A 23,289-nucleotide genomic window follows, 5' to 3' on the forward strand; every position below is an offset into this window, starting at 1 on the left:
TTTCAGGATTTAAGGGTTCTCCATGATCGAGAAAATAATCGAATATTCCGCCAGGAACCGCGTGGTCGTCCTGATGCTCTTTGCACTGATCATCGCCTGGGGCGTCTGGTCGGTCTACAAGACGCCGGTGGATGCCATCCCCGACCTCTCGGACAACCAGGTCATCGTCTTCACCGACTACCCCGGCCGCTCGCCGCAGGTGGTGGAAGACCAGGTCACTTACCCCTTGGCGGTCAACCTGCAAGGACTCCCCCAGGTACGCGCGGTACGCGCCTCCTCGGCCTTCGGCTTCTCCATGATCTACGTGATCTTCGAGGACAAGGCGGACATCTACTGGGCCCGCACCCGCGTCCTCGAGCGCCTGAACTACGCGGCATCGCTCTTGCCGCCGGGTGTTGTGCCGACGCTCGGTCCCGATGGCACGGGCGTCGGACACGTCTTCTGGTACACCATCGAAGGGAAAGGGTACGACCTGGAACAGCTGCGCACGCTGCAGGACTGGTTCGTGCGCTACCAGCTGAACACGGTCCCGGGCGTCGCGGAGGTGGCCTCCATCGGCGGCTTCGTGCGTGAGTACCAGATCGACCTCGATCCCAACCGCCTGTTCGCCTACAAGGTGACCGCGGGGCAGGTGATGGAGGCCATCAAGCGTTCCAATAACGACGTGGGGGGGCGGCTCCTGGAGCACGCCGACGCCGAGTACCTGATCCGCGGCAAGGGGTACGTGAAGTCGCCCAAGGATCTCGAAGATATCGTGGTCGGAGCCGACATGCGCGGCACGCCGATCTACGTGAAGAACCTCGGCACGGTGCAGATGGGTGGCGCCATCCGGCGCGGGATGCTCGATAAAAACGGCGATGGCGAGGCGGTCGGCGGCATCGTGGTCATGCGTTACGGCGAAAATGCCAAGGATGTCATCGACCGGGTGAAGGAGAAGATCGTCTCGCTGCAGAAGGGGCTCCCGCCGGGCGTTGAGATCAAGGTCTCCTACGACCGCAGCGACCTGATCGAGCGCGCCATCGAGACCCTGAAGCACGCACTCACCGAAGAGTCGATCGTGGTCTCGCTGGTGATCCTGGTTTTCCTCTTGCACTTCCAGAGTGCCCTGGTCATCGTGCTCACCCTCCCCATCGCGGTGCTCATGTCGTTTATCACCATGAAGCTCATGGGGGTCACCTCGAACATCATGAGCCTGGGAGGGATCGCCATCGCCATCGGCGTTCTGGTGGATGCCGGGGTCATCATGGTGGAGAACTGCTACCGGCACCTCTCCGAGATGCCCGAGGAGGAGCGCAAGGAAAAGCGCCTCGAGGTGATCATCAACAGCGCCAAGCAGGTGGGACGCGCCATCTTCTTCTCGCTGGCCATCATCATCCTCTCCTTCGTGCCGGTATTCCTTTTGGAAGGGCAGGAAGGAAAGCTCTTCCATCCGCTGGCCTTCACCAAGACCTTCTCGATGATGGGGAGCGCCTTCATCGCCATTACGCTGGTGCCGGTGCTCATGTACTTCTTCATGAGGGGCAAGATGCCGCCGGAGAGCGCCAACCCGGTCTCTACCTTCTTCATCAAGCTCTACTCGCCGGTGATCCGCTGGGTGCTCAAGTGGAAGAAGACCACCATCTTCCTGAACCTGGTGGCCCTCGCCATCGCCATTCCGATGTTCATGAGCATCGGTAGCGAGTTCATGCCGCCCCTGGACGAGGGGAGTCTCCTCTACATGCCGGTCACGCTCCCCAACGTTTCCATCAACGAGGCGAAACGTCTCATCCAGGTGCAGGACAAGGTCATCATGAGCGTTCCCGAGGTGGAACACGTGCTCGGCAAGGTGGGCCGCGCCGAGACCTCCACCGACCCCGCGCCGGTCTCCATGTTCGAGAGCATCATCATCCTGAAAGACAAGGCGAAGTGGCGTCCGGGGATCACCAAGGCGGACATCGTTAGCGAGCTGGACGGCAAGCTGCAGCAGATCGGGGTGCGTAACGGCTGGACCCAGCCGATCATCAACCGGATCAACATGCTCTCCACCGGCGTGCGTACCGACCTCGGCGTGAAGATCTTCGGCAACGACCTGAACGTTCTGAAGGACCTGGCGGTGCAGGCGGAGGGGATCCTGAAGACAGTCCCGGGGGCAGCGGACGTGGTTGCCGAGCGGGTCACCGGCGGCTACTACCTGGACATCGATATCGACCGCGAGGCTGCGGCGCGCTACGGCGTCAAGGTGGGGGACATCCAGGATGTGATCAGCACGGCACTCGGGGGCGAGATGCTCTCCACCACGGTGGACGGCCGCAACCGCTTCCCGATCCGGCTGCGCTACCTGCGCGACTACCGCGACAACATCGACTCGATCCGGCGCATGCTCATCTCGGGCATGGGGGCCGACGGGGCTCCGGTCCAGGTGCCGCTCTCCCTGGTGACCAAACTGAAGATGTCGACCGGCGCGCCGGAGATCAACTCGGAGGGGGGCCTGTTGCGCTCCATCGTGTTCCTCAACGTGCGTGGCCGCGACATGGGCGGTTTCGTGGGCGAGGCGAAGACGGTCCTGGAGAAGCAGCTGAAGCTGCCGCCGGGCTACTACGTCGCCTGGTCCGGCCAGTGGGAGAACCAGGTGCGCGCCAAGGCAAGGCTGCAGCTCCTGGTGCCGGCGGGACTCTTCATCATCTTCATCCTGCTCTACTTCACCTTCCACTCGGCGCTGGAGGCGAGCATGGTCATGCTCTCGGTCCCCTTTGCGCTGGTGGGCGGGGTGTATCTGGTGAAGCTGTTGGGCTACAACATGTCGGTGGCCGTCTGGGTCGGCTTCATCGCACTCTACGGCATCGCGGTGGAGACCGGCGTGGTCATGGTCATCTACCTGCACGAGGCGCTGGACAAGCGACTCCTGAAGGGGCCGGTCACCGAACAGGACATCTACGACGCCACCTTCGAGGGTGCGGTATTGAGGCTGCGTCCCAAGCTGATGACGGTCGCTGTGGCGCTTATCGGCCTGGTCCCCATCATGTGGTCCTCGGGCACCGGTGCCGACGTCATGAAGCCGATCGCCGCGCCTATGATCGGCGGGATGATTTCCTCCGCGGTGCACGTACTCATCATGACCCCGGTCATCTTCGTGCTGATGAAGATTCATGACCTGAAGAAAGGGAAGCTGAAGTACTCGGGGATGAAACACTAGGAGCTGTAATTGACGATGGATAGTTGACAATTGACAATGAAGAACATAAGGGCCGGCACTTCTTTGTGGGAGTGGCGGCTCTTTGTGTTGACAACTCTAGGTGCTTTGGCACAATTCTCTGGCTGTGCATCGACCAACTGGCACTATGACAGACTAAATTTGGCTCTGCCATTTTCCATCAAGGCAATGAGACAGATCACACTCACCCAAAGGAGAAACAACATGAAGAAACTGGCCCTCATTCTGGCGGCATCCTGCCTTGCACTATCGGCTCCGGCACTGGCTATGGATCACAGCGGTATGGACATGGACCACTCGAGTCACGCCTCGGGCATGGCGCATGAAGAGGTGGTGGAAGGCGTCAAGGTGAGCTTCAAGATCCAGGGTGCCAAGGAAGCCATGAAGGCTATGAAGATGGAGATGCCGCTGCAAAAAGGCGAAAGCCACTACATCGCGGTGATTTTCAAAGATGCCAAGACCGGCAAGGCGCTCACCGAAGGGGAGGCGAAACTCAAGGTGATTGCTCCGGACAAGGGCGAGCAGACCAAGGACCTGATGGCGATGCACGGCGAGTTCGGCGCCTTCTTCGACCTGTCGAAGAAAGGGAAGTACGGCGTCATGACCAAGTTCCAGCTCAAAGATGGCAAGACCCGCTCCGCGAAGTTCTGGTACACCGTGAAGTAATTCGGCACTCTTGAAAAAACTGGTTCGCGATTCCCGCAGGAACAAAAAAAATCCCATGTCGCCGTCGTCGGCCGCATGGGATTTTTTTCGAGCTGGATCTTGCCCTACCGGAGTGCGTGGGAACTGACTCCGCAGGTGCCAGTCCCCTTCGTTGTTCATTGTGGGGCATGTCGTGCGCAGCTCAAGCACAACGGGGGGTGTGGAAAATCCTACGAATTGCTGCTGGATATTCTCCAACTCCTATAGCGAAAACTGCTGGTATTTTCACGGAGAAAAACAATATCATGCGGTTACAGCTCTCATGAGGTCGTGGCACGCTCCTTGTAAAACGGACAGGGTGCGCCGGTTGGTGGCGCCGGTCGAATGCGGCAAGAGGCCGCTTCTGGGGAGAAACCATGAACAACAAAATCCTCAATTCCTGCCTGCTGCTGGTGGTCCTGGTCATCCTGGGTGTCTGTGCCTTTTTCGTGCGCATCGGTGCCACGGCCGATTCGGTAGTGGTTCTGAAGACCACCGGGATGACCTGCGGCGCCTGCATCTCTAAGGTTTCCAAGGCACTGCAGACTGAGCGCGGTGTGGCAGCTACCGAGGTGGACCTGGCCGGAGGCTGGGTCATAGCCGGCTACGATTCGAAGCAGGTCGCCCCGGAGCGCCTGGCCCAGAAGGTCGCGGCAACCGGCTACGCGAGCACCGTCCAGACGGTTCTCACCCCGGACCAGTTCAGGAAACTGGTGGGGAGGGATGTCGGTAAGCAGAGTGCTGCAACGGGAGGCTGCTGTGGCGGTGATGGGTGTAAAGGGAAGTAACGGCGTAACGGCAGGGACTGGGGACTGGGTCTTTTCTGGATTTTCACTCACTGACGACATAGCGACAAAGGTCATCACACAACAAGGAGTAGGGGCATGGAAAACAAGAAAAACGGCGTGAAGATTGGTTTGGCGATCGGGGCTGCGGTGCTGGCGCTGGTGACGGCTGCCTTCGGATTCAGCCTCCCGGGCATGGGGAAATTCGAGAAGGTGAAGCCGGCCAATGGGGTGGTCACTATCCCGGTTGCCAAGGTGAGTGACGGCAACGCCCACTTCTACAGAATCTCGGATGGCGGCAAGGATCTCGCCTTCTTCATCGTGAAAGGGAGCGATGGTCAGTTGCACACCGCCTTCGACGCCTGCGACGTTTGCTTCAAAGAGAAAAAGGGTTACGAGCAGGCCGGGGACCAGATGAAGTGCAAAAACTGCAACCAGAAGTTTGCTATCAACCGTATCGGTGCGGCCTCCGGCGGCGGTTGCAACCCCTCGTACCTGCCGGCCAAGGTGGATGCCAAGAGCGTGACCATCAGCGTGGCCGATCTTAAGACGGGTGGCAGGTTCTTCTAATTCGGTCTTGGCTATCAGCCGGTAATCAGTTTGTAGCTCAAGGAACAATCCTCTTATGAAACTGCACAACATCTCTTTCAATAACCTGAGACGGCGCAAGGCGAAGATGGCGTTTCTCACCATTGGCCTTACCGTGGGGATCGCCACCATCGTCACCCTGGTCACGCTCACTAAGTCGATGTCCGGCGACATCGAACGCAAGATGGACGAGTTTGGGGCCAACATCCTGATCACTCCGCAGCAAAACGGGCTCTCCATGAACTATGGCGGGATCAGCCTGGGCGGTGTGAGCTTCGACCAAAAGGAGATCCTCGAGTCGGACCTGGCCAAGATCTCCACCATTAAAAACGGCAAGAACATCTCGGCGGTGGCCCCCAAGGTGCTGGGTGGAGTGCAGATTGCCGGGCACCCGGTGCTGCTGGTCGGGGTACAATTCGACAAGGAACTGAAGCTTAAGCAGTGGTGGAAGCTTTTCGGCGAGGCGCCCAAGGGCGAACACGAGCTCCTCTTGGGTAGCGAAGCCGCCAAAGTCCTTAACGTGATGACTGGCGACTCGGTGCAGATAAAGGGAGAGAGCTTCAAGGTAACCGGCGTCTTGGATCAGACTGGCAGCCAGGACGACTCTTTGGTTTTCGCGCAGCTTCCGGTAGCCCAGCGGCTTTTGGGCAAGGTGGGACGACTGAACCTCGTGGAGGTGGCAGCGCTCTGCTCGGGGTGCCCGATCGGCGACATGGTCTTGCAGATCGCGGAGAAGCTCCCTGAGGCCAAGGTGAGCGCGATCCAGCAGGTGGTGGAAGGGAGACTCAAGGCGCTGGACCAGTTCCGCCGCTTCTCGTACGCCATGGCCGGCGTGGTGGTCTTCATCGGTTCGCTCATCGTCTTCATCACCATGATGGGGAGCGTGAACGAGCGCACCACCGAGATCGGCGTGTTCCGCGCCATCGGGTTCAGAAAGAGTCACATCATGCGCATCATCCTCCTGGAGGCGACGGTGGTGGGGCTTCTGGCGGGCCTGCTCGGCTTTGGGGCGGGACTTGGCGGGGCACGCATCGCGCTCCCCTTCATGGCGGAAGGGAAGCAGGTGGCGCTGGTCTGGGACAGCCTGGTGGCCTTCGGTTCGCTGGGGCTTTCGCTCACCCTGGCGCTCCTGGCGAGCCTCTATCCGGCGCTGCACGCAAGCAAGATGGACCCGACCGAGGCGCTCAGGGCACTGTAACGAAATTTCCGGACCAGCCGGATTGCACGAACCACGAAGTGGACCGGCTGACTTCCGGTTTTAAGAGGACCTTACCATGGCTTTAATCGAAGTACGCAACCTGGCAAAAAGCTACCAAAGCGGCGACGAGACCGTCGAGGCGCTCAAGGGTGTCGACGTCAGTATCGAATCAGGTGAATTCATCACCATCATGGGGCAGTCGGGCTCCGGCAAAAGCACACTCCTTTCGGTGCTGGGCGGGTTGAATCACCCCTCTCAAGGCTCGGTGCAGATGGCGGGGGTCGATCTCTATGCGCTCTCCAGTGAAAAACGCGCCGATTTTCGCAGCCAGAGGCTCGGCTTCGTGTTCCAGTCCTTCAACCTGATTCCGTACCTGACGGCGCTGGAGAACGTCATGCTGCCGCTGGCCATCGCCCCCTTGAAAAAGGGGGAAAAAGTGGCTGCTGCCCGGGAGGCTTTGGAGCGCATCGGGCTGGGTGCCAAGGCCGATCGGCTCCCCAACGCCCTTTCGGGAGGCGAGCAGGAGCGGGTCGCCATCGCGCGTGCGGTGGTGAACCGGCCGGAGATCCTCTTCGCCGACGAGCCCACTGGGAACCTGGACTCGAAAACCAGCCTGGAGATGATGAACCTGTTCCGGGCGCTCAACGAAGAAGGGCAGACCATCGTCATGGTGACCCACAATCCGGAGAACTGCGACTTCGCGGACAGGACCATCCATATCCGCGACGGCCGCGTGGTTGCCGGCGCCTGAGGGATTGCTTGACACCCGTCTCTTCAGGGGTGTATTACATCTAGAGATGTTGAGCCACCCGGAGGGACGTAGGTTAGATGAAAAAGGACAAGGACGAGCGCAAGATGTCGCACCTGAAACTGGTCGTTAACAATGCCGAGGTCAGGAGTGCGCGCCCTGCAGGTGGCGAACAGGAGTTCATCCCGCTGGAGGAACTGATCCTGCGGCGTGATGTGTTCCGTCCCGCCTTCTACCGGGGGATGGGAAGATCGCAGGCCCGCAGCTACCAGGCTCTGGAACGCTTTCTGGAAAAGCGGAACTCACCCTACGGTATCGACCCGGTGCACGGCAAAGTGCTGGTGCTCCCCGCAGGAGACCTCTCCCCCGAGGCCCGGGAGTACGGCTCGCCGCAGGATGAAGTGCTCCTGAGCATCTCCGAGGACGCAGGTGGCACCGGCCTTTGCTTCTCGCTTGAGATGATCCTCCCTTACTTTAGCGAGGACGACGCCATCATGGAGGAGGCGCTGCTTTTTGCGCCGGTCTTGCAGTATGGTGCCCTGTTTCTCGAGGAAAACCCCCATGACGGCCTTTTGGACCTGATCTACCGGTTGGCCGTGCCGCTTTACCCTCCACTGCTTACCTCCCGACTCGCCGAGAGGATGTTCGCCATCTTCGGGTTTGAGCTCAAAGAAACCTTCCTTGCCCTCTCCGACTACCCGGAGACGTAACAGGCGATGTTACACACGGCTTGGGTGCTAAATGCAGCTCATGCCGTGTGAGAATGTCCCCAGCTGGTCCTGCGCAATCCTGGATCACGGCACAATGGTCTTGAAAGGGAGGTAGTTGTAATGCGCGGAATCCTGGCAGTTATTGCCCTTGCATCGTTCTCTGCAGCAGCACACGCCGAGGAGTGGACCCAGGTCGGGCCGGCAGACTCCCGACTGTCTGCCGAGTACAGTAAGTCTAGCCTCGAAACCATCTCCCCCTCAACCAAAAGGGTAAGAACTCGCATCATCTCGAAGGTCGACGATGTGCATGTGTTCACCGTGGTCAGTGAAACCGAATTCTACTGTCCCCAGCCACTGGAGAAGCTGCTCTCGGCTCAAATTGTTGCAACGACCGGAGAGGTGACCTCGCAAGAGAAGATCGATGCTCCCGTCTTTTCCGAGATGCCGCAAGGTACCATCAGTTTCCGGCTCTGGGAAGCTGTCTGTTCTCTCGCCAAATAAAGAGGAGATTGTACGGCGGGTCATCCAACTGGGATGCGAAGTGGGAAGGCGGGCAAAAAAAGAACAGGGCCCGTCAGGCGGGAGTCGGATCGCGGTTCAACTGAAGACCGTACGGCTCGGACTGTCGATTTTCCATGGTGTGCTGTGAGGAACCATTACCGCGGAGAACGTATGGTGCTCATGAACTCGGGAAGGGACCGTACCGCAGCGAGATCAGGATCCCGCTCCATTTCAGCCGTGTTCACAAACCCCAGCCTCACCGCGTTTTGAAGATGTTTGAGAGCCTTAGCAGACCTTCCGCTTAGCGATTCCACGCAGGCAAGATTGTACTCGATATTCGCGTCTGTCGTCCCCAGCGAAACCACTCCCTCAAGACACTCCCTGGCAGCATCCAACTTTTTAGTCCTCAGATACAGTGTCCCCAAAAGCGTCATCGCTTCAGCCGATTTCGGTTCCAGTACTAAAGCTTGGCGCAGCGCCTTTTCTGCAGCGTCGAATTCACCAGTCAGGTAGTAGTTGTTACCCAAGTCCAGGAAACCCCGGGAAAAATTAGGGTAATAACGAGTGAGCTCGAGCAGGTAGGGGCGCCCCTTAACCGGGTCGTTTTTCGAGCGAAACAGGGCAGCTACGTGAATCAAGCTGTCAGGGTGTTTGGGATTGAGGCTCAGGACGCGGAGGTACAGGGGGAGAGCCGCCTCGAGGTTCCCCGAATTTTGAAGGGCTTGAGCTTTACCGTACAGGGCAATCGGGTGGTTGGGAGCTTTTGCTGCCGCGTCGCTCCATAGTGTCAGGTCGTTCTCCCACACCGGCCCCCTGGCATAGCTGAGACCGAAACAGGAAGCCACTATGACTGCACCAACTGCCGTAGCAACGACCTGGCTACCCTGGATGCGCGCCAAGGTACGAAAAATCAGCCACCCGAAAAACGGTGCTGCGCCGAGCATCGGGAAGTACAGATAGCGGTCGTTCATCAACGTGGTTATGGGAATAATTTGGGAGACGGGCAACAATCCGAGGAAAAAGACGGCGTACCAGAAGAAAAGTTCGCGGTTTCTCCGATACAGTGCGATTGCCGTGACAAGAAGCAGGATAAAAACTAGACCGCCAGACAGTACAGCGAGGTCGACTCCCGTCTTGACGGGCGGGTCATACATGGCACTGAGCTTGGTTGGCCATACCAGGAGCCCCACGTAGCGCACCAGGACCGTCAGCATGGTCAGCGCAGTATTAAGAGGGCTCCCGCCATGGTAGCCAACTCGCCCGCCTCCGATACCTGGCACATCCCCATGCGATTGGTACTTGATAGTTATCCAGGCTATCAGGAGCGCCGCTAAGAAAAAGGGGATCTTCGCTACCAGAGAGGGGATTCGTTCGGACGTATCCTCGAAGCAGATATCGAACAGAAGAAACAGGCAAGGGACCACGACGGCTATCGACTTGGACAACAGAGCAAGGATGAAGAGGCCCAAGCTCAGGAAATACATTCCCTTAGCTTCTCCCCAGCGCTTGTGCCGGCAGGAAAGGTAGGCGGAAAACGACAGCAGTGAAAAAAACATGGCCAGCAGGTTCTTGCGCTCGGAGATCCAGGCAACCGACTCGACCTGAACCGGGTGGAGGCAGAAGACCAAGGCAGAAAAGGCAGCTGCCAGCCTGGGCCAGCCTAGTCTGATGAGGAGCGAGTAGAGGAGGACTCCGTTTGCAGCATGGAGCAGGATATTGCTCAGGAGAAATCCCTTGGGGTTAAGTCCCCAGAAGGTGTAATCGAGCATGTAGGAGATGATGTGCAGGGGCGTGAAGTTGCCGGCATAGTTGCTGATAATGGCGCTCTTCAGGTGTGAAAGCGAGAACCCACGCACTGCCTCATTTGCCGTGACATACATGGCGTCGTCCCAGAAGACTTGGAAGTGGTTCCCCAGGATGTGCAGGTAGGCGGCCAGTGTCAGGGCAAAGATAGCCGAGACCGTAACGGCATGCGGGTAGACCTGCGTATCGAGAAATCTTTTCATCCTTGTCGTTCTCCTGAAACAATGCTGCACTTAATCTGCACATCCGTTGTTTCTACTGAATCTCCCGAAAAAACGGTGAAATAGCCACCAGCGGATGTACTGGATGTTCATGAGGTGATGAGGCACTTGTTAACTGGTGCTGTTGCTTAAGTGCATAAAAACGATTAGTTACCTCGTCTGGTCCGTTGGCACCGCCATTGCAAAATCCTGGTTGTGCGGCACAACCCCACTGGAGGTGGCAGATGAAAAACGTGGTCCTGGCACTCTTTTTAGGTATTTCCGGTATCGTCGTCTCAGTCCCTGCGGCACATGCCGATTTTGACTCAGCCCTCAGCGCCTTTCGCGAGCAACGCTACACCGAGGCGGCGGTAGAGTTCAAGAAGTGCAACACCGCTAAAGCGAAGTTCTACCTGAGTTTGATGTACAGTATGGGATGGGGGGTGCCGCAAAATAAGGAGGAATCCGTGGCATTGATGCGCAGTGCCAAACAGCAGGAACTCGCCGAAACGCAGCCGGTGCAGGTTGCCGGTAGACAGTAAGCGAAACCTCCATTTACAGCGCAGGCCGCGGATGAACCGCCCTAGGAGGGCGCACCGCGGCCTGTTGTGCTACCGCCATACTGGTTACTGCCAAGATAATCCATCATCGGTCTGCGACGCATCTGGAGATGCTCTGTTCCTACCTGCTACACCGCCTACCTAGTAGTTCGACCTGTCCTATTTCTACCGGGTTTTCTCCGGGGCCGAACGCTCGATCACCGTTGCCGGCACCCCCTGTTTTTCCAGTTCCTGCACCCTGGTCTCCGCGGCTGCGCGCGAGGGGAAGTTTCCGACCGTCAAAAGGTAGGTTTGCATAGGCACTACCGCCGGTTTCAGAGTCGGCTGCACGCCCAGGGCCACCATGCGCAGACGCTCCCGCTCGGCACCTTTCTCGTCCGAGAAGGAACCGGCATAGACCTGGAACTTCCCTTCACTCATCAAGAAGAAACCACTGATTTTACGTGCGCGGAGACTGCTGACTTCCTTCTTTGCCGCTTCCTGGCTGGAAAATTCCCCAACGAAGAGACGTGTCCGTTGCTCCTGCTTTTTGGGCCCCAGTTCCAGCACCGGCTGGATTCCAGTACTCTTCAGCTTCTTGCCTACCTCAGCCAATGCCGATTTCACAACCGACTCGCCGACCACCAGAGTATAGATCACCTGCTGCGGGACCGAACCTACGGAGGCATCCGCTTGCCCGCCCGGAGTTGCAGTGGGGGCAGGCTTGTTTGTCGGAACCGCCACCGGAACGGGTGTTTGGGTGGCAGCCGTCGGCGCTGCCGGCAACGCTGCATCAACCGCAGGGGTGGTGGGAGCGGGTGAGGGGGCCGGCTTTTTGATGGCAATGGTGACCGCCCGCCGGTTTTGGCCCCGACCGATCTTGGTGTTGTTACGGGCGGCCGGACGGCTCGGTCCGTAATACACGATGGAGAGGTTTTCAGCCAGTACACCTTTTTCGATGAGCAGTTGTTTGATGTGCTCTGCCCTCTGGCGCGACAGCTTCAAGTTATGGGTGAGGGATCCGGAATTATCGGTGTGTCCCTCGATGACACCCTTGCTACCTGCCGCCGATTTAAGCCATGTCGCAATGGCATCGAGTTTCTCGCGGTCTTTGCTCGGTATGACCGAACTGTCGCTGGCGAAATAGACCTCGACCCGGCCGGGGATCGGCAGTTCCGGAGGTGTCACCGGTGCGGCAACCGGGGCCACAGGCTCGGTAGGTTGCGGGCTCACTGGCGCCGCGGCAACCTGGGCAGGGGCCGGAGGTGCTATAGCCTCCGGTTTAGGCGCAGCCACCTGAGCCACCGCAGGCGGAGTGACCGCTAGCGGAACATTGGTCAGCCGTACTACCGAGTTGGGCGCAGCAGGCGGCGTTGCCGGTTCGGGTTTGTGCGGGAACACTACCGGTACGCCATAGTTGACGAATACCGGGGAGTCATAGAACATGCCGGAGACGCTAACCAGAGGAGGTGCAGCAGGTGCCGCAGGAACTGAAGGTGCAACTGGAGCAGCAGGAACTGCAGGTGCGGCAGGAGGCGGAACTGCCGCAACCACAGTAGGTTGAGCTGCTCGCGCTTTCTTAACCGCAAGCTGTGCAGAGCTCAGTTCCGGTTCCGGGGCTGGCAGCGCTGCCTCTACAGGCGGGGCAGGTGGCGGAACGGGGGTGACTGGCTGTGCGACAACACGGGGTACGGCACGGGGAAACTGCAAGAGTGCTCGGTACCTGCTAAGAGAAACCGGTTGGCTTGGAGTGTTGAAATCGAAGAAGTAGGAGACCCCGGCGCTTACCAGCAGGTTGTTGCCAATATTGGCAACTTCGATGACATCGCGGATGTCGCTTCGCAAGGCCAGACGGTCGGACAGAAAATAAAATGCTCCCAACCCGAAGTCAGCGTTTGCGCCACTTTTAACGGCCCCGCTGCCCAATGTTCCCCCCACCCCAATTGCACCATACAGGCGCCACTGGTCCTTTTTCAGGAACTGATAGAGGAACTCCAACTGTAGCTGAGAGAAATTGGAGGAAAGCCCGCTCGTAGAGGTTGCAGGAGTGAAGCTGATGCCGGATTCAATGGTGATGAGGTCGGTGATTGATGTACCGATTTTGAGCCCGAATTGTGGCGCGGGGTCTATGTGCTCTGCCCCGCCGGGCAAAAAGCCCCCCAGCTCACCGGTAAGAATGAGATTTTTGGAAGAAGACTCCGCGAACCCGGAACTTGAAGCCACAGCCACCATGGCAAGCGCAGACATTACTTTTAGTAGAAGCGAGTTCATTGCGCCTTCTCTCATCACATTAAAGGTTAAGGCAACCCAAGGAGTGTAACGCCAAAAGCCCCCTGTCGGAGCAGGAGGCTTTTGGCACGCAAAACAATGGCGGAATTTATTTTACAGTAGCGCCTTCCACAATAACTGCATAGAAATAGCCGCTTCCGAAATCCTTATTCTTGGTCAACGTGCCGGTGATGGTCACCGTCTGCCCGACTGCCGGGAGATCTTTGGAGGTGGTCACGGTGAGGTCGTTGTCCTTGGTGGCGGCTTTGCCACTGCCGTCCTGGATATGTATCCAGTTGCGATCCATTATGCCGGAGGAAACCTTGACGACCTTCCCTTTGACGGTAACCTGCTTCTTATCCAGCGAGTCCTTGTTCTTGTAGAGATCGCTTACTTTGGTGATCTTGCCGGGTGCAGCCTTTTCAGAATGCGCGGGCGTGTCGGCGCTGAAGCAAACAGTAGGGATGGTAAGGGCCAAGACGACCAGCAGCGCTTTGGAAAAACTCTTCATCTAACTTCTCCTTTTGGGTTGGGTCTCCGGATGCAGTTACTCCCGAATTAAGCTGGGAATTTATCCTCTTTGTGTCAAAAATTCAAGCAGATTATCTCTCGAGTACACCCAGGATTGCCGCTGTCGCGTTCCGAAAGGCCAGATGCACAACTTTCTCAGGAGCAATCCGCCCCTGTTCTGTGCTATAAGGTGTTTGCCATCCGATAGCCGGTAGGCCGGTGGGAGGCGCCGCAGCCTAGCAGACGGTTGCTCATTACTGATTTGCGGGAGGATATCCAGATGAACTTTGCAAGCAGGCTGGTTGTTGTTCTTTGTTGTGGCGGGGCTGTCCTGGGTCCCATCAACTGTTTCGCTGCCGGAAACAAGATAAACATGATCCCTCTGGTTGAAATGCTGCAGCAGAACAAGGCGAAAATATCCACTGACAAGAAAAGTATCATCGACTTGAAAGGTGAGGTGCTTGCCAAACAAACACCCCCGCCTGTTATGAAAAAACGAGATCCCTCCGCCGCGATCGAGTTTGGTAACAAAGACAAAGACGCAAATGTTACCATGATTGTCAACTGTTACAAGAAATGCGCCATGGTCACACGGCAATGCTACCTTGATGATATTGGCAACACAATTTGCTTAAACGTGTGTGATAAAGAGGGCTTGGTCTGCGAAGAAATGGCCAACTGATCCGCTGCAACACGTGACGAGCCGCGGAAACAATCTTCGCGGCTCGTCTGCACTCCCCAGTCTCGTCCGTTCGTTTCAATCCTTAGCGTGGCATTTGTTGCACAAGCTCCTCTGGAAAAGTGCATAGCGGCTTGCCGGACGATCATAGAATGTCTTCCTGGTTTCCGCCTCGGTGCGTCCCTGCGCGTCGTCTGCTGAGGCGCCGTTATCAATCCCTGGATACCTGCCGTTAGACACCAGCAGGGTCGCCTGGTTATTCCACCTGGTAATGCTGTCCCACCCGGAGGCATGGGCCCTATGGCACGACAGGCACATGACGTTCCCACTTCCATCCGGCCCGCTCAGGTTGGAGCCGTTGCTGTTGGCAACCTGCTTCAATACACCGAAGTCGTCCGTTCCCATCTCGTAGGGTACCATCGAGGTATAGGCGGTATCCTGTCTGCCAGTCAGGTTGCCCGACGCTACGTAAAAGTTGTAATTGTTCGTGGTGTCTGCCGAGAGCCTGGCGTTATTGCCCGCCGGGTGCTGCCGTGAGCGGGCTCCCTCGCTGCTGTGAATGTTCCCGTGGCAGTTTTGGCACCATTCGGACATGCCGCTTCCGTAGGCAACACGCGTATCGGTCATGGCTTCGGATCGGTTGTAGTTGACCGGAGCAACTGCCGCGGGGGGGTCGGTAATGAACGCGCTGCCAGAAGATAGTTTTTGCTGATATCCTTTGCCGGCCAACATGCGATAGGTACCTACCGATGCATTGGAATCCGGATTTGTGCTGTTGGTATAGGAACCGGAACCGACAACGGCGGGCCCTGCGGTAGAGATGGTCCCGTTCACGTCACGGCGATACCTGCCATGCGGATCGTGGCAGCTGGTGCAGGAGAGGTTCGCGGCCTGAAAGCTTCCGCCAGGTGCGGTTCTGAGGATGGCGTCGGCGGAGTAGCCGTAGTCTGCCGCAACTATGTTGTGTCCATGCCGGTCGCCCGAGCTGCGTTCCTGTCCACCATCTTTAGCCTGCCACTGGAAATTTTTTCTCAGCCAGCCGAAGTCGCCACCGGGGGTAAGCTGGGTGGGTGCCAGTCCCTGCCCGAGGTTGGGGGAGGATACATAATGCCCTTGAGTCTGCAAGACGCCTTGGGGCGCCTCGTGGCACCTCAGGCAGGTAGAACTGACATCTGAACCACGTAACATGACTTTGCCACTTTTCGAGCCTACCGCGCGGACGGCCGAACTCGTACCTGTTGCTGCATCGGCCGCCTCGTCATTCCTGGCAGAGAGATGGCACTCTTCGCATTTGCCTGCGCTTCCCGAGTGAAACCATTCAGCAGCGTTTGCGGGGTGTGCCGGAAGCCCTGTGATGAGCAAACTAAGGATAAAAACTAATGCGCCCAGGTATGCCATGACTGATCTCCTCTTTTTCAGATCTGTCCTGGGGTTTACACTAGTTGTGCCAGATCCTGTGCGAAGCTGTCGTCTTGTCCAAGTTGCCGAATTTGATGTTAAAAATTGTCTGGTGACGCACTAATGGAATGTCGATTTCATTTTCAGCTGTACCTAACTTGAACATCGGCTCGGTTGATCTCAAAATTTGCACCGGGGGGGATGAGCGTGGGAAGTGACGCCGTACGCTCGGGATTGGCAGGAGATTTATCGATTCGAAGGGGAGACGTCTCAGTGGGGATCTGAAAGAAAGAAGTAAGCTCTCTGACCTGCCATTTAGCGGGAATTAATTCTTCAATCTTACGTGATTTTTTGACAGTCCGTAGAGTTTGTGATATAGAAAGCCTAAATTAGAAAAACTTTTACTTGCCTCATCTTTAATTCAGCTAGCGACCTGCATCACAAGCCCGTTGTTTTCAGTGCGTGCAGAGTTAGTGCCGTAGGGACCCCTCGTGTAAGGCAACAGAGTTGCAGTTTCTAAATTGTGTAGCTGCCGACACCGTACTGCAAAGGAGTGTTCATTATGTCAGTTAGATGCTTTTCCCCGGCTGTTATGAGGTCAGCTTTGGTCACGACCGCTTTGCCGCTGATGCTCATTGCCGGGTGCGGTCAGGAATCTTCTTCTTTGCCGGGTGCGGCAGTCAGCAAGTCTGTGACATCTAAACCGACTACCGTTGCGACCAAGGCTGAAGTCGCGAAACTTCCCGCACGCGGGAAGCAGAAACTCGCCGCTCCTCCGGCCGTTGCCGTGTTCGGGATGATCTACATCGATTCCACTACCGGCAAAGAGAAAATTTTTGACGGCGCCTCTTGGGTTCCCCACGACAACACGGTCGATAGTTATTACGCATCCCGGAAAGCTCCTGCCAAAACCGCCGCTTCTATGGTGCAGACTGATGTCTGTACCGACGGTGATCCGGCCTGTACCCCGTCGGGGGCCCACGGAGGCCCGGGCACCAATCCCGCCGGCCACTACGCCTTTGCCTGCTCGGTATGCCACAAGGTAGGTGGGCGGGTCTCGTTTGCGAAGAACGGTCCTGCCTTCGGAGCCGGGCTGCCTGCGCCAACGTTTGATGCTACCGCCAAAACCTGCTCGAACATCGCATGCCATGCGGTCAGCGGCACCTTCAGTTACTACGTTTACGATTGGGGCCTCGAAGATTACGTGCTAACCACCATCAGCTACGGAGGTGGTGCCCCTCGTCCGACCTCGTCCTGGTTCTCGACGGGGGCCGCGGGATGTACTGCTTGCCATGACGACCCTCCTCGCAGCGGTTCGACCGGCTCAAATGTTTGGCACAGCGGCAATCACGGCAACCAGGGTCCCACCGGTGACCGCAACCAGTGCCAGTTCTGCCATCCCGATGCTTACAGCCCCGGTAACGGGATAGGCAACACCATAACCAATCCGGCACTTCATGCAAATGGTGTCGCCAATGTCCAGGCTACCTTTACCTCGGCCTGTTTCACTTGCCACTGATCGCCTGGGTGATCGTGGAGCTTCAGGCAGTCTAATTGACGACCGCCACAGAATTGTATTTGTAGGTAGATGAAGTCTCCGTGCAAGGGCAAATCCATCGGAAGGTGGGGGCGCAAAGCAACCAGGTCCCAAGTTCTCAGAACCGGACGGCTGAGCTACCGGAAGTCTTGCTGAAAAAGGAGGAACCCATGTCAGTCAGGAATTTTGTTCCGGTATCTGCACTGTTCGGCGCAGCCTTGGCACTCTTGCTCTTTGCCGGTTGCGGGGACGAATCGACAGCTCCGCAAACGGCTGCGGAAACCAGCTCGACGGAAGCCAAGATATCTTCGGTCGCCGTCCCCGTGGATATCAGCAAGCTTCCCCTGAAAGCACGGCAAAGACTTGCGGAGCCGCCCGCTGATGCCGTCTTCGGCATGATTTATTTCGACACCGCCAAAGGTCGAGAGTACATCTACGACGGTGCCTCCTGGGTTCCCCATGACAGTACGGTCGATTCATACTATGCTGCCAAAAAGGCCGCAGGCGTTGCAAAGACTGCTGCCTTGATGGTGCAAGCTGACGTCTGCACCGACGGTGATCTTTCTTGCACCCCGACCGGCGCACACGGTGGTGCAGGCACCACACCAGCGGGGCATTATGCCTTTGCTTGTTCGGTTTGCCACAAGGTCGGTGGCCGTTTGGTCTTCGATAAGAACGGTCCCGCTTACGCGGCGGGCAAGCCCGCCCCGACCTACGATGCGGTGGCCAAGACCTGCTCCAACGTGGCATGCCATGCCGCGTCCGGTACCTTCACCTACTACACCGTTGACTGGAGTGATGGGTCTGTCGTACTCACCACGATCAGCTATGGCAGCGGCTCCCGCTCGACTCCTTCCTGGTACTCCACCGGTGCTGCCGGATGTTCTGCTTGCCATGACGATCCGCCCCGCAACGGTTCAACCGGGAGCAATGTCTGGCACAGCGGTTACCACGGTGGCCAGGGCCCCACGGGTGAGCGTAACCAGTGCCAGTTCTGCCATCCCGATGCTTCCAGTCCTGGCAACGGGATCGGCGACACCATCACCAATCCCTTGCTGCACGCCAACGGGTCTGTACAGGTGCAGGCAACCTTTACCACCGCATGTTTCGGCTGCCACTGACAACAGGTCACTCTGGCTGCATCGCTCTTTGAAACTGGGCGATTGAAGTTGGGATATGTAAATAAGAAAAGGGCAGCTGAATTCAGCTGCCCTTTTTGCGTTTTCACCAGTCAAACGTGGTGCCCGACTTGACTGCTGGGGCACCTACTCGAACTAGTTCACGAGCCCACACCCTGCTTGTTTAGCAATACCCTGCACCATTGATCCAACCCTTGCATTCGCGACAGAATGGCTGTGGTGAGACCTTTGTTGCATTGGCACGAAACTCAGTGACAACCGAAGCAGGAACTTGTAAAGGTGGCACGCACGTTTGCCACGCCGTTAACGTGGAGAGAAGGATCAATAATAGTGTCGCCGATGCCGTTTCCTGGGCTGGTTGCGTCAGGGTGGCAGAACTGGCACTGGTTGCGAGCGCCGGTGGGGCCTTGACCGCCATGATAACCGCTGTGCCACACGTTGGACCCGTCCGAACCGTGGCGAGGCGGATCGTCATGGCACGCGCTGCAACCGCTTCCGTTACTGGTGCCGTTCCAGGGAGGCGAACTACCGGTTCCCGTGGTACCACCGTAGGTTACCGTCACCAAGGTCACGTCACCGTTGCCATCGGGAACGGAGTAGTAACTGAAGGTCCCTTTGGAAACGCCGTGGCAGGATACGTTGGAGCAAGTCTTGGCGATCGCATCAAAGGTGGGAGCTGGCAGATTGGCAGAGTAGGCCGTCGGAGTAGAGGTCTTGGAGAACGAGAGGCGGCCCCCGACCTTGTGGCATACCTTGCAGTCGAATCCGGCATGCCCTCCGTGTGCCCCTGTCGGCGTGCAACTAGGATCCCCATCTACGCAGACCTCAGACGTATCGAGTGCTACCGTTTTGGACATTGACTTTGCCCTTTGCTCTTTTGCTTTGTAAAAATCGTCAACTGTGTTGTCGTGGGGAACCCAGTCGGCACCATCGTAGATGTAGTTACGGTTGTCAGCGGTATTGAACCAGCGCATCCCGAAGGCAGCTGTCTCCGGTGCCGTCGTACCCGTTACTTTACCTTTGACCGGGAGCTGACCAACGTCTGCGCTCTTTGCCACTGACGTGGTTGTAGCACTGCCTTGCTTGTCAGGTTCACTGCCACACGAAGTCAAGAAAAGGGTGGAGATGGCGCCGGTCAACAAAAGAGCAGTCCGGAGCGGGTAATTCAGGCGAAAATCAGTCATGATTTGCGTCCTCCTTGGTTTTTTCTCCGGTAGCCCAGCTGTCCGGTTCGTTGAACGTGGGACCTGTGGCTTTGTGCCCCCATCTTCCAATGGGTTTACTATGATCAGAGTTTGTGGTTAAAAGATGATCTAAAGATAACCTCCAGACCCTATGTCACACTTGGGATCGCGGCTCCCAGGCCTGGTCCCGCTCTGGATCGCCGACCATTCGCATGCCTTTCGCCCCGTCTCTCTTTGTTCCCTAACATCCCGTACATTTCCGCACCTCCTGTCGTTGAACGGCCGGAAAATTCAGTTCAAGCGTTGCTAGTACGGTCTAACCCAAAGCTCTGGTGGCAGCCTGAGCGAGGGCCTGTGTGGCCTCGCGGCAACCAAACGTTAGTCCTCCGTGATTACCAGGAACTAATCGACAGGGAATGGGTAAAACTTTAGCCGTGCCCATTGGCTATTTTCCTGCCTCTATGATTAGAATGAAGAGGTCTCGAAGGAGAGTCGCGAGGTGGTGCCAGTACACGGTAAACGCGTATGCCGGGCGACTTGTGCATACTTGTAGCCCATCCGTATACCGTAACTGTTGACACTGGTGCATTACATGCGTTAGCCTCTGTGGGCCGTTACGGCTCAATTCTGGTGTGCGGCTACCAAAAACCAGAATGACCGTCAAAGGGCGTACCGAGACCTGGATTGCTACAGGCTGGGCCTGAGAGAACTTGAAGGGGTTTTCCGGGAGACGAGGCGTCTGCTTGTACGGCCCTGTATCTTAATGGCTGCGCGTGAACTGATGAGCGTCATGTTAGAGGAAAAGCAAACGGCCTAGCCGGAGTGATCCGCGTCCAGGCGAGCCGGAAGGGTTGAAGAGGGTGGCAGGGGGCAACGTTGGAGCAGTTCTCTCTCGCTTTCCCGCATTTTGAGAGGTGTTTGTGGTTACCAGGTTTGGTCGAAATTTCAAAAAATGGCCTATAAAGTTCAGACTGTCTCTCATCATAGTTGCACTTTCCACCTTCTTCCTCTTTACGATGTACCACTTTCTGCACTCTTCTCTACGTAGCAGTCTGTCGCGGGTTCAGAGAGATTTCGTTTACGACAGACTGCACATGTTGCATGCAATCATTGAAGAAAACCCAAATTATCTTGAAATCATTCGGTCTGATATGGATTGGGAAGTGGAAAATGTGTTCTTCCCACATTACTATCTCCGTTTTATCGACGCATCAGGACGAGAGGTATTTGAAACAAAGGGGATGAGTAAGATACTGCCCCAGCAATGGTTCCCCCCTCCTCCTAAGAAGTTTGATTCGAAAAGCGATACCATCAAGTTGGCGAACAACGACAGGTATTTCTTTCTGCAGTCAGATTCTATGATTCCTTCACGGGATGGCCAAAAATTAACCATACAGATTGCTCTTGACGTCAATTCTTCTGTCAAGATTGACCGCGATAACTCGGCTAAGATCATAATGGTCGCAATTTCACAGATATTGTTGCTACCGGTAATAATTTTCCTCCTTATAAGAAATGTTGTCAGACCTCTTGATGAATTGGTAGAAGTAGCAGAGGATATAAGCTGCAATAAAATAACAAAAAGAGCCGATCCTAAAGATTGGCCCGTTGAAATTGAACGTCTGGCGATAACGTTTAATGCCATGCTTGACCGGTTGGAAGACTCCATGACACGTTTGTCCCACTTCGCTTCGAACCTGGCCCATGAGATCAGGACTCCCATCAATATCCTTATGGGGGAGGCCGAGGTTGCCCTGATGCATGACATGGAGCCCGAAGAATACAAAAAAGTGCTCGAGTCGGGTGTCGACGAGTGTGCCCGCCTATCTCGTCTGGTGAACAACCTTTTGTTTCTTGCCAGAGCCGAAAATCCGGCTAGTCATATCGAGCGCACTGTCTTCGATCCTGTTGACGAGATAGAAGATTTGTATACCCTGTACGCGCCGATGGCAGAGGAAAAGGGGGCAACCTTCTCCTGTCGCGGCCACGCTCTGTTGAGCGGGGACCCATTGCTTTTTCGCCGCGCCATAAGCAATCTTTTGCTCAATGCATTGAATTACTCGCCGCAAGGTGTTGATGTGAGCATCGTTGTGCGGGAGGCCGAGGGGCAGTTTCTGGAAATTGTCGTAAGCGACACCGGCTTCGGAATTCCCCAGGATAAACTCCCTTGGATCTTTAACCGTTTGTACCGCGGAGACGGTTCGCATTTACTAAATGCCTCAGGTGCGGGACTTGGTCTTTCCCTGGTAAAGGCGGTCATGGACCTCCATGGTGGTTCGGTATCGGTCACGAGCGAAATGCACGTGGGAACAACGTTTACCCTACGCTTCCCGAATGAGGCGACCGGCGGCGCAACGGTGGTGAGCTGATTGGTTGGAAATGAAAAGGAGAGGTGGGAATCATGCGGATATTAATAATCGAAGATGATGAGAAAACGGGCGCTTTTCTCAAAAAAGGTTTTTCGGAATATAGCATTGCTGCAGACGTGGCTGAGGATGGAGAAAGGGGACTTTCTCTGGCAGTCAAGGAAGAGTACGACTTCATTATCCTCGATCTGACGCTTCCTAAAATGGACGGTTTGTCCGTAATCACCGAACTGCGCCGGACCAAGATGACCCCGGTGATCATACTGACGGCTCGCGATTCGGTTCCTGAACGGATAAAAGGTTTGCAGCTTGGCGCCGACGATTACCTGGTGAAGCCGTTTTCCTTTTCCGAACTGACCGCTCGCATAAGCGCCGTGCTCCGCCGCGGACCGGTTCTTAAGGAAGAGCTTTATCGGGTGGCCGACCTTGAGATCGACCTGGTGCGGCAGAGGGTCAAGCGGGGTGGGAAACGGCTGGACCTGACTCCTAAAGAATTCGCACTGCTTTACCTCCTTGTCAGCAATTCTGGGGAAGTTATTTCGAAGACGAGAATTGCGGAGCACATCTGGAGTGCCGATTTCGACAGTTTTGACAAAATTTCGAGCATTATCGATGTTCACATGACCCGGCTGCGAGCCAAGGTTGACGAACCTTTCGAGGAGAAATTGATACACACCGTCAGGGGGAGGGGGTATGTTCTCGAAGAACGCTGACTCAAGCCCACCAATCTGCGGAAAGTAGGTAATTCATAGTGGGGCCTTGCCCCACTATTTTTGTGCCTGACTGCGGTCGCTGCACGTTTCGACCTTGCACCAGGACCCTGTGCAGTATGCGAAAATAACCTTTCGTAAAATTAAGGTTGCAGTATGTCTTTGGAAAGCCCGTCTCTGGTTGTTCCCGCCAAATAAAAATGCCTTCCCGCCTTCCCGCTTTTGCGGCGCAGCGTCCCTACCTGAAAACTCTGTCTTTTGACCGGCAGCTGAAATTTATTCTTCAGATAAAATAGGGTGTTATCTCGCCGGCGAACCGCGAAGTGGCGGTTTGGCATGCGGAGTGTAAAGAGGGATACAAGTTCGCAGCACATGTCATGAAGTAAAAACCAAAAAGGAGACAGTACATGAAAGCAACGAAGATCTTCGCCGTAGCAGCACTCTTCACCCTCGCTACCGCTGGTAGCGCGCTGGCATTCCACTCCGGCGGTGTCGCCGAGTGCGAAGGCTGCCACTCGATGCACAACAGCCTGGAAGGTTCCGCCAACGTGA

The 23,289-nt window shown here is 56.5% G+C and carries 19 protein-coding genes, 1 pseudogene and 2 riboswitches; of the genes and pseudogenes, 15 read left to right on the forward strand and 5 right to left on the reverse strand.

The features are described from left to right. The first annotated feature begins 22 nt into the window (after positions 1 to 22). The 8 genes from H7688_RS16350 (at position 23) to H7688_RS16385 (ending at position 8,404) form a co-directional block, all read left to right on the forward strand. Positions 23 to 3,172, forward strand: a complete 3,150-nt coding sequence (locus tag H7688_RS16350; protein WP_183362254.1) for an efflux RND transporter permease subunit — start codon at positions 23 to 25, stop codon at positions 3,170 to 3,172. 222 nt (positions 3,173 to 3,394) lie between these two features. Continuing rightward, positions 3,395 to 3,856 (forward strand): hypothetical protein, encoded by a 462-nt coding sequence (locus H7688_RS16355; protein WP_183362255.1) that lies wholly within the window; start codon positions 3,395 to 3,397, stop codon positions 3,854 to 3,856. 395 nt (positions 3,857 to 4,251) lie between these two features. After that, positions 4,252 to 4,662 (forward strand): heavy-metal-associated domain-containing protein, encoded by a 411-nt coding sequence (locus H7688_RS16360; RefSeq protein WP_183362256.1) that lies wholly within the window; start codon positions 4,252 to 4,254, stop codon positions 4,660 to 4,662. A 96-nt stretch (positions 4,663 to 4,758) separates the two neighbouring features. Further along, positions 4,759 to 5,229: a DUF2318 domain-containing protein gene (locus tag H7688_RS16365; protein WP_183362257.1), complete on the forward strand. Its 471-nt coding sequence runs from the start codon at positions 4,759 to 4,761 to the stop codon at positions 5,227 to 5,229. A gap of 55 nt (positions 5,230 to 5,284) precedes the next feature. Continuing rightward, positions 5,285 to 6,445, forward strand: coding sequence for an ABC transporter permease (locus H7688_RS16370; RefSeq protein WP_183362258.1), 1,161 nt, complete (start codon positions 5,285 to 5,287; stop codon positions 6,443 to 6,445). Positions 6,446 to 6,521: 76 nt separating this feature from the next. After that, positions 6,522 to 7,196: an ABC transporter ATP-binding protein gene (locus H7688_RS16375; RefSeq protein ID WP_183362259.1), complete on the forward strand. Its 675-nt coding sequence runs from the start codon at positions 6,522 to 6,524 to the stop codon at positions 7,194 to 7,196. Positions 7,197 to 7,273: 77 nt separating this feature from the next. After that, positions 7,274 to 7,903, forward strand: coding sequence for a hypothetical protein (locus tag H7688_RS16380; protein ID WP_183362260.1), 630 nt, complete (start codon positions 7,274 to 7,276; stop codon positions 7,901 to 7,903). Positions 7,904 to 8,023: 120 nt separating this feature from the next. After that, positions 8,024 to 8,404, forward strand: coding sequence for a hypothetical protein (locus H7688_RS16385; protein ID WP_183362261.1), 381 nt, complete (start codon positions 8,024 to 8,026; stop codon positions 8,402 to 8,404). A gap of 155 nt (positions 8,405 to 8,559) precedes the next feature. Here the strand turns inward: H7688_RS16385 and H7688_RS16390 are convergent, their stop codons facing one another. Then, positions 8,560 to 10,410 (reverse strand): TPR end-of-group domain-containing protein, encoded by a 1,851-nt coding sequence (locus H7688_RS16390; protein ID WP_183362262.1) that lies wholly within the window; start codon positions 10,408 to 10,410, stop codon positions 8,560 to 8,562. A 242-nt stretch (positions 10,411 to 10,652) separates the two neighbouring features. On the opposite strand from H7688_RS16390, the gene H7688_RS16395 reads away from it, so the two are divergent. Beyond that, positions 10,653 to 10,949 (forward strand): SEL1-like repeat protein, encoded by a 297-nt coding sequence (locus H7688_RS16395; RefSeq protein ID WP_183362263.1) that lies wholly within the window; start codon positions 10,653 to 10,655, stop codon positions 10,947 to 10,949. Between the two features lie 183 nt (positions 10,950 to 11,132). On the opposite strand, the gene H7688_RS16400 is transcribed toward H7688_RS16395, so the two are convergent. Then, positions 11,133 to 13,217, reverse strand: a complete 2,085-nt coding sequence (locus H7688_RS16400) for an OmpA family protein (RefSeq protein ID WP_183362264.1) — start codon at positions 13,215 to 13,217, stop codon at positions 11,133 to 11,135. Positions 13,218 to 13,323: 106 nt separating this feature from the next. Beyond that, positions 13,324 to 13,725 carry a hypothetical protein gene (locus H7688_RS16405; protein WP_183362265.1) on the reverse strand — a complete coding sequence of 134 codons (402 nt, stop codon included), beginning with the start codon at positions 13,723 to 13,725 and terminating at the stop codon, positions 13,324 to 13,326. A 279-nt stretch (positions 13,726 to 14,004) separates the two neighbouring features. Between H7688_RS16405 and H7688_RS16410 the strand changes: the two genes are divergently transcribed. Continuing rightward, the gene (locus tag H7688_RS16410) at positions 14,005 to 14,406 is read left to right on the forward strand and encodes a hypothetical protein (protein WP_183362266.1); all 402 of its coding nucleotides are present in this window, start codon (positions 14,005 to 14,007) and stop codon (positions 14,404 to 14,406) included. A 75-nt stretch (positions 14,407 to 14,481) separates the two neighbouring features. Here the strand turns inward: H7688_RS16410 and H7688_RS16415 are convergent, their stop codons facing one another. Then, entirely contained in the window at positions 14,482 to 15,801 is a 1,320-nt protein-coding gene (locus H7688_RS16415) for a cytochrome C (RefSeq protein ID WP_183362267.1), read from the reverse strand. 604 nt (positions 15,802 to 16,405) lie between these two features. Between H7688_RS16415 and H7688_RS16420 the strand changes: the two genes are divergently transcribed. Both H7688_RS16420 and H7688_RS16425 read left to right on the forward strand, forming a co-directional pair. Then, positions 16,406 to 17,320 carry a cytochrome C gene (locus tag H7688_RS16420; RefSeq protein ID WP_246329840.1) on the forward strand — a complete coding sequence of 305 codons (915 nt, stop codon included), beginning with the start codon at positions 16,406 to 16,408 and terminating at the stop codon, positions 17,318 to 17,320. A 77-nt stretch (positions 17,321 to 17,397) separates the two neighbouring features. Next, positions 17,398 to 17,483: riboswitch (cyclic di-GMP riboswitch) on the forward strand. A 25-nt stretch (positions 17,484 to 17,508) separates the two neighbouring features. Continuing rightward, complete coding sequence (locus H7688_RS16425) at positions 17,509 to 18,459, forward strand: CxxxxCH/CxxCH domain c-type cytochrome (RefSeq protein ID WP_183362268.1); 951 nt, start codon at positions 17,509 to 17,511, stop codon at positions 18,457 to 18,459. 266 nt (positions 18,460 to 18,725) lie between these two features. Here H7688_RS16425 and H7688_RS16430 read toward each other — a convergent pair whose 3' ends face one another. After that, positions 18,726 to 19,661 (reverse strand): CxxxxCH/CxxCH domain-containing protein, encoded by a 936-nt coding sequence (locus tag H7688_RS16430; protein WP_183362269.1) that lies wholly within the window; start codon positions 19,659 to 19,661, stop codon positions 18,726 to 18,728. A 25-nt stretch (positions 19,662 to 19,686) separates the two neighbouring features. Beyond that, a riboswitch (cyclic di-GMP riboswitch) is annotated at positions 19,687 to 19,771 on the reverse strand. Positions 19,772 to 20,581: 810 nt separating this feature from the next. Between H7688_RS16430 and H7688_RS16435 the strand changes: the two genes are divergently transcribed. The 3 genes and pseudogenes from H7688_RS16435 to H7688_RS22700 form a co-directional block, all read left to right on the forward strand. Continuing rightward, positions 20,582 to 22,030, forward strand: coding sequence for a heavy metal sensor histidine kinase (locus H7688_RS16435; protein WP_183362270.1), 1,449 nt, complete (start codon positions 20,582 to 20,584; stop codon positions 22,028 to 22,030). A 32-nt stretch (positions 22,031 to 22,062) separates the two neighbouring features. Next, complete coding sequence (locus H7688_RS16440) at positions 22,063 to 22,740, forward strand: response regulator (RefSeq protein ID WP_183362271.1); 678 nt, start codon at positions 22,063 to 22,065, stop codon at positions 22,738 to 22,740. A gap of 404 nt (positions 22,741 to 23,144) precedes the next feature. Further along, positions 23,145 to 23,289: pseudogene (locus tag H7688_RS22700) on the forward strand (cytochrome C); the annotation flags it as partial.

The organism is Geomonas limicola, from assembly GCF_014193675.1.
Classification (GTDB): Bacteria; Desulfobacterota; Desulfuromonadia; order Geobacterales; family Geobacteraceae; genus Geomonas; species Geomonas limicola.

Bases quoted from the DNA above. Each gene is read 5' to 3' on its own strand.
- H7688_RS16410 (WP_183362266.1), top strand. From the start codon at position 14,005: ATGAACTTTGCAAGCAGGCTGGTTGTTGTTCTTTGTTGTGGCGGGGCT.
- H7688_RS16390 (WP_183362262.1), bottom strand. From the start codon at position 10,410: ATGAAAAGATTTCTCGATACGCAGGTCTACCCGCATGCCGTTACGGTC.
- H7688_RS16355 (WP_183362255.1), top strand. From the start codon at position 3,395: ATGAAGAAACTGGCCCTCATTCTGGCGGCATCCTGCCTTGCACTATCG.
- H7688_RS16440 (WP_183362271.1), top strand. From the start codon at position 22,063: ATGCGGATATTAATAATCGAAGATGATGAGAAAACGGGCGCTTTTCTC.
- H7688_RS16415 (WP_183362267.1), bottom strand. From the start codon at position 15,801: ATGGCATACCTGGGCGCATTAGTTTTTATCCTTAGTTTGCTCATCACA.
- H7688_RS16365 (WP_183362257.1), top strand. From the start codon at position 4,759: ATGGAAAACAAGAAAAACGGCGTGAAGATTGGTTTGGCGATCGGGGCT.
- H7688_RS16380 (WP_183362260.1), top strand. From the start codon at position 7,274: ATGAAAAAGGACAAGGACGAGCGCAAGATGTCGCACCTGAAACTGGTC.
- H7688_RS16385 (WP_183362261.1), top strand. From the start codon at position 8,024: ATGCGCGGAATCCTGGCAGTTATTGCCCTTGCATCGTTCTCTGCAGCA.
- H7688_RS16400 (WP_183362264.1), bottom strand. From the start codon at position 13,217: ATGAACTCGCTTCTACTAAAAGTAATGTCTGCGCTTGCCATGGTGGCT.
- H7688_RS16375 (WP_183362259.1), top strand. From the start codon at position 6,522: ATGGCTTTAATCGAAGTACGCAACCTGGCAAAAAGCTACCAAAGCGGC.
- H7688_RS16360 (WP_183362256.1), top strand. From the start codon at position 4,252: ATGAACAACAAAATCCTCAATTCCTGCCTGCTGCTGGTGGTCCTGGTC.
- H7688_RS16350 (WP_183362254.1), top strand. From the start codon at position 23: ATGATCGAGAAAATAATCGAATATTCCGCCAGGAACCGCGTGGTCGTC.
- H7688_RS16430 (WP_183362269.1), bottom strand. From the start codon at position 19,661: ATGACTGATTTTCGCCTGAATTACCCGCTCCGGACTGCTCTTTTGTTG.
- H7688_RS16370 (WP_183362258.1), top strand. From the start codon at position 5,285: ATGAAACTGCACAACATCTCTTTCAATAACCTGAGACGGCGCAAGGCG.
- H7688_RS16405 (WP_183362265.1), bottom strand. From the start codon at position 13,725: ATGAAGAGTTTTTCCAAAGCGCTGCTGGTCGTCTTGGCCCTTACCATC.
- H7688_RS16425 (WP_183362268.1), top strand. From the start codon at position 17,509: ATGTCAGTCAGGAATTTTGTTCCGGTATCTGCACTGTTCGGCGCAGCC.
- H7688_RS16395 (WP_183362263.1), top strand. From the start codon at position 10,653: ATGAAAAACGTGGTCCTGGCACTCTTTTTAGGTATTTCCGGTATCGTC.